Raw genomic sequence first — 4,642 nt, forward strand, 5'->3', positions numbered from 1 at the left:
GTAAGAAACGCACTACAGCTTCTTATGAAATGGCCGACGTCCTCGTTCGCCATCTCGCCTCATTTCGCCGCGTTATTAGTAGTAATGTCGCCTGGTGACATACCGCTGCAATCTCATGGTGTGAGCCCGGAAACAAATCCATCGATTTCCGCACCTCTCTCTATCGGCACCCTCAACCGGAAAGAGACGCTGGTTTTATCTCGGAGCAACAATGCAAAAGGATTTAACGGCCCTCTTTGCGCCGCAAAACCGTCGCTTGATCAAGTTGACGACCGTTGCCCGTGACGAACAGGAACTGCTGCTGGAGAGATTTACCGGCACTGAAGGCCTGTCCGAACTGTTCAGCTTTGAGTTATCCATGCTCAGCCGAGACGCCGGCCTGGCGCTCAAGTCCCAGATCGGCCAGCCTGCACAACTGGCAATCGAACTGGCCACCGGCGAGGCGCGTTACATCAATGGTTATATAAGCACCTTCAGCCTGCAAGGCAGCGACGGCGGTCTGGCGCATTACAGCGCCACACTAAGCCCCTGGCTGTGGATGCTCTCGCGGCGTATCAACTCGCGTATATTCCAGGAGCACACTATCGAAGCCGTTATCCGCACGGTCTTTTCTGCCTACGGTGTATTACCCGATTTCGAGTTTCAACTCAGCCAGCCACTCAAGACGCACAGTTACATCACCCAATACCGTGAAAGCGATTTGACGTTTGTATTGCGCTTGCTGGAACACGAAGGGCTGTTCTTTTATTTCGATCACAATCAGGAAGGGCACACGCTGATCATTCTTGATCACTCGCGTGACCTCTCGCCCCTGCCGCAACAGCCCACCATTCGTTATCACAGTGCATCCGTTACCGAGACAGCGGATTCGATTACCGAATGGCGCAGCCATCGGCGTCTGCAATCGGGGCGCATGTCCATTCAGACATTCGACTACAAGCAGCCTCGTAATCAGCTGCCTGTCGGCATGCCGAGCCTCAATAAGCAGGGCAATGTCGATTCGTATGAAGTGTATGACGTACTCGATCACTACAGCCACGGCACCTTCAATGGCGGTGAACGCCTGGCACGCCAGCGTCTGGAGGCCATTGAAGTTCAGGGCAAGACATTCACTGGCAACAGTAACTGCCGCGCCATGTACCCTGGCCACACCTTTGAGCTGACACAGCATTTTGATCATGACCGCGGCTCTGCTGAAGATCGCAGTTTTCTGCTGATAACGGTCAAGCATGAGGGCAGCAACAATTACCTGTCGGACGAAGGCGCGGGCTACACGAACGAGTTCGTGTGCATTCGCCACAAGATTCCCTACCGTCATCCGATCACCGTCCCGCGCCCGAGCATTAACGGCCCGCTGAGCGCCATCGTGGTCGGGCCGGAAGGTGAGGAAGTGTTCACTGATGAGCTGGCGCGGATACAGGTGAGGTTCCACTGGCAGCGTGGCGACAGCCTGCCGAAGGGTACTACGTGGCTGAGGGTGGCGATGCCCAGCGCGGGCAGCGGCTTTGGCCATCAGTTCATGCCACGCATCGGCCAGGAAGTGCTGGTGACATTTCTGGCAGGCGATATCGACCGGCCTCTGGTGACGTCGGTGCTCTACAACAACATTAATCTGCCGCCACGCTTCAGCAAGGCCTCGGGGCTGCCCGGTAACCGCACGCTGTCGGGGATCCGCACCCAGGAACACAAAGGCAGCGGCTTCAACGAACTGCTGTTCGATGACACCCCAGGCTCACTGCGCGCACGCATGGGCACGAGCCATCAGGCCACCGCCCTCAACCTGGGCAAACTGACCGACCCGCGCACTGACGGCACCGCCCAGCCACGCGGCAACGGCGCAGAACTGCGCACCGATGCCGCCATCGCCCTGCGTGCCGCGCAAGGCATGTTGCTGACCACCTATGCGCGTACCGACGCAAAAGGCTCACAGCTGGATCGCGAAGAGCTGCTCAAACTGCTGGCCGAGTGCGGCGAGCTGTTCAAATCCCTCGGCGAAACCGCAGCCGCACGTGGCAGTCAGGCGATGGATGTCAAAGGTATGGAAGCCTTGCGCCAGTCGCTCGACCAATGGCCCGCGCCGGACAATAACGGCCTGGGCGACCCGGTACTGGCCATGACCGCAGCAGCAGGCATCGCCAGCGCCACGCCGCGCTCGCAGGTGCACTATGCCGGTGAAAATCACGACACCACTGCGCAGGACAACCTGCAATTGACCAGCGGCGCGGCCATGCACCTGCAAGCAGGCAAAGGGCTGTCGGCCTTCGCTCAGGATGCAGGCATCAGCGCCATCGCCAACCGCGGCAAAGTGCTGGTGCAAGCGCAGGAAGACGACATCGCCCTCAATGCCCAGAAAAACCTGCACGTCTCGGCCGTCGAAGGCGAAGTGGTCATCACCGCGCCGACCATCCGCCTGGTCGCCGATGACGGCAGTTACATCAAGATTGGCGGCGGCGTCGAGATCGGCTCACAGGGCAAAGTCACTGTGCACGCCAGCGAACACGACTGGATCGGCCCCAAGACCGACAGCGCTGCGATCCCCTCTTTCGGCCGCGACCCCGCCGCCCAGCAGGTCACCTTCCACTACCCCGGCCACAGCGAACAAAGCCCGCGGGCAGCAGCGGATCACTCGTATGAAATCAAACTGGAAGATGGCAGCCTGGTGAAAGGAATGACGAACGCAGACGGACTGACCGAGCGCGTGGAGCGCGAAATGATGCATCAGGCGCAAGTATCGGCACTGCGCAGCGGCACCCCGAAAGGAGGTGCGCAATGAACGGCGCCGATGAATACGCTGTTGCCCAAGGCAATACGCGCCTGATCCCCAACCTCAATACCACCAGCAAAATGGAAGTGCCCGCCGACTTGCCAGGCGTAGTGATCTTTCTGCACGGTGTGAATGATCCGGGGGCTTCTTATGAGTCGGTGGAGACCGGGTTGTGTCAGGGGGTGAATGAGCGGCTGGATCGGCCGGATCTGGTGCCGGGGCGGTATGGGGCTGAGTACACAAAGGTAAAGAAGCTTCCGGCAGAAGATGTGCGAGACGATCAGATGGATATCCTGGACGACCCCGACACCTATCTTTATCAGCGCGACACCAAGGATCCGAAAACCCGTAGCCTGATGATTCCCTTCTACTGGGGCTATCGTGCCGCGCCTGGAGAGGTGAAACGGGATAAAAACGACGACCCCACCAAGTTCCGCGACCAGTATCAGGACGTACGCGGCAATCGTCTGGACAGGCATTTTGGCAAAGGTGGCGGTTTTTTTGCCAACGCCACCAACAACCTGTTGCAGATGTACGACAAGGGTTTGGATAAAAACCTGATTCACAAGGCGGTGCAGGCAAGGCTACCCAATACGCTGTACATGGGCGAAGGCCCGCATCGCCGTTATTTCGTTCTGGCGGCTACCCGGCTGGCCATGCTGGTACGAGAGATACGCCGTGTATCCCCGGACGAAACCATCACCATCATGGGCCACAGCCAAGGCACCTTGATCACGTTGCTGGCGCAAGCCTTGCTGGTGGATGAAGGGCAGCGATGCGCGGACACGCTGATCATGGTGGACTCGCCTTACAGCCTGTTTCCCAATGTCACGCCCAAAGGCCACGACACGCTGTCCACGCTGACCCGGATTGTCACTGAAGTCACTCATGCCCCTCATACCCAGCCGCCGCTGTCGGACCTGCGTAACCCTGCAACCTATTGTGGACGAAGCGGCCCGCAATGGAGCCCGGCACAGGGCATACGCAAGGACAAGATCGGTAATCTGGCGATCTTTCCGGAGCGCGATAATCGCGGCAAGGTGTACTTGTATTTCTGCCCGGACGACACCACCGTTGCTCTGGATGACGTCAAGGGCATCGGCACGTATGGCGTTTGGGATACGCTGGGCAAGAAGAGCGGCCGGCAACCCATGAATGAATTGCAGCCATTGCGTTTCTACCAGCGCATGTGGACCAAGCGCCATCGTGACAACGCTCCGGTACTGGTCGGAAAACCGGCAGGCCATGAGCTGCTGCGTGCGGACAATGAGCCACGCTACCCTGGAGGCTGGACAGTGGCAGGTGTCATCTCGCAAGCCCCGGTAGAGATGGGCCAGTTGTGCCTGATAAATGCTGAACCCTTGAGCCCTCCACATGAGCCACAGATGTTTGGTGGTGAGTTTGAATCAGGCACTGCCACCAAAGCAGGCTTAGACAAGCCCGATGATGTGAGCATCAACGCCGCACTGGGCAATCCTAGCGCCAAGTTCAACTGGATTAATATCAGGACCTATTCAGGCCGGATAGATCTGGAGCAAGAGCGCGACCGCTGGAATAAAGGCAAAGCATCCGGTGATCAAACCAGTGCCATGCAAAGTCGGCGACTGACCGGAGAAGGCGCCCCCAAACCCTCGGACAGGTACGCTCTGGAGCGAGAAGAGACCCCCAATGAAATTCGTGCAAGGCTGGCCGAGACTCCGGAGTTGGACCCGAACAGCTATCACTCGGCGGTGTTGCGCAGCCCGGAAAATCAGCGCTGGGTCACGGCGATGGACATTGCGATTGGGCAGGCCAAATGCCTGGACGATCCTGAGATGCGCGAGGTGTTGGTGGCGATTGCGAATTGGAGGATGGATAAAAAGATTTTTGGAGACGTCC

Annotated in this window: 3 protein-coding genes; all 3 read left to right on the forward strand. The window is 58.5% G+C overall.

Going from position 1 to position 4,642, the window contains the following annotated elements:
* On the forward strand, window positions 1-285 hold a 285-nt coding region (locus RGM3321_RS00330; RefSeq protein ID WP_244391068.1), incomplete at its 5' end, for a hypothetical protein.
* Window positions 212-2,773 carry a type VI secretion system Vgr family protein gene (tssI, locus tag RGM3321_RS00335; RefSeq protein ID WP_244391064.1) on the forward strand — a complete coding sequence of 854 codons (2,562 nt, stop codon included), beginning with the start codon at window positions 212-214 and terminating at the stop codon, window positions 2,771-2,773. The genes RGM3321_RS00330 and tssI, both read left to right, overlap by 74 nt.
* Window positions 2,770-4,642: DUF3274 domain-containing protein (locus RGM3321_RS00340; RefSeq protein ID WP_244391066.1), on the forward strand; the 1,873-nt coding region annotated here is incomplete at its 3' end. The genes tssI and RGM3321_RS00340, both read left to right, overlap by 4 nt.

The sequence above is a fragment of the Pseudomonas sp. RGM 3321 genome, assembly GCF_022836805.1.
Classification (GTDB): Bacteria; Pseudomonadota; Gammaproteobacteria; order Pseudomonadales; family Pseudomonadaceae; genus Aquipseudomonas.

Excerpts from the sequence above, each read along its gene's own strand:
- tssI (WP_244391064.1), top strand. The coding sequence starts at position 212 with ATGCAAAAGGATTTAACGGCCCTCTTTGCGCCGCAAAACCGTCGCTTG.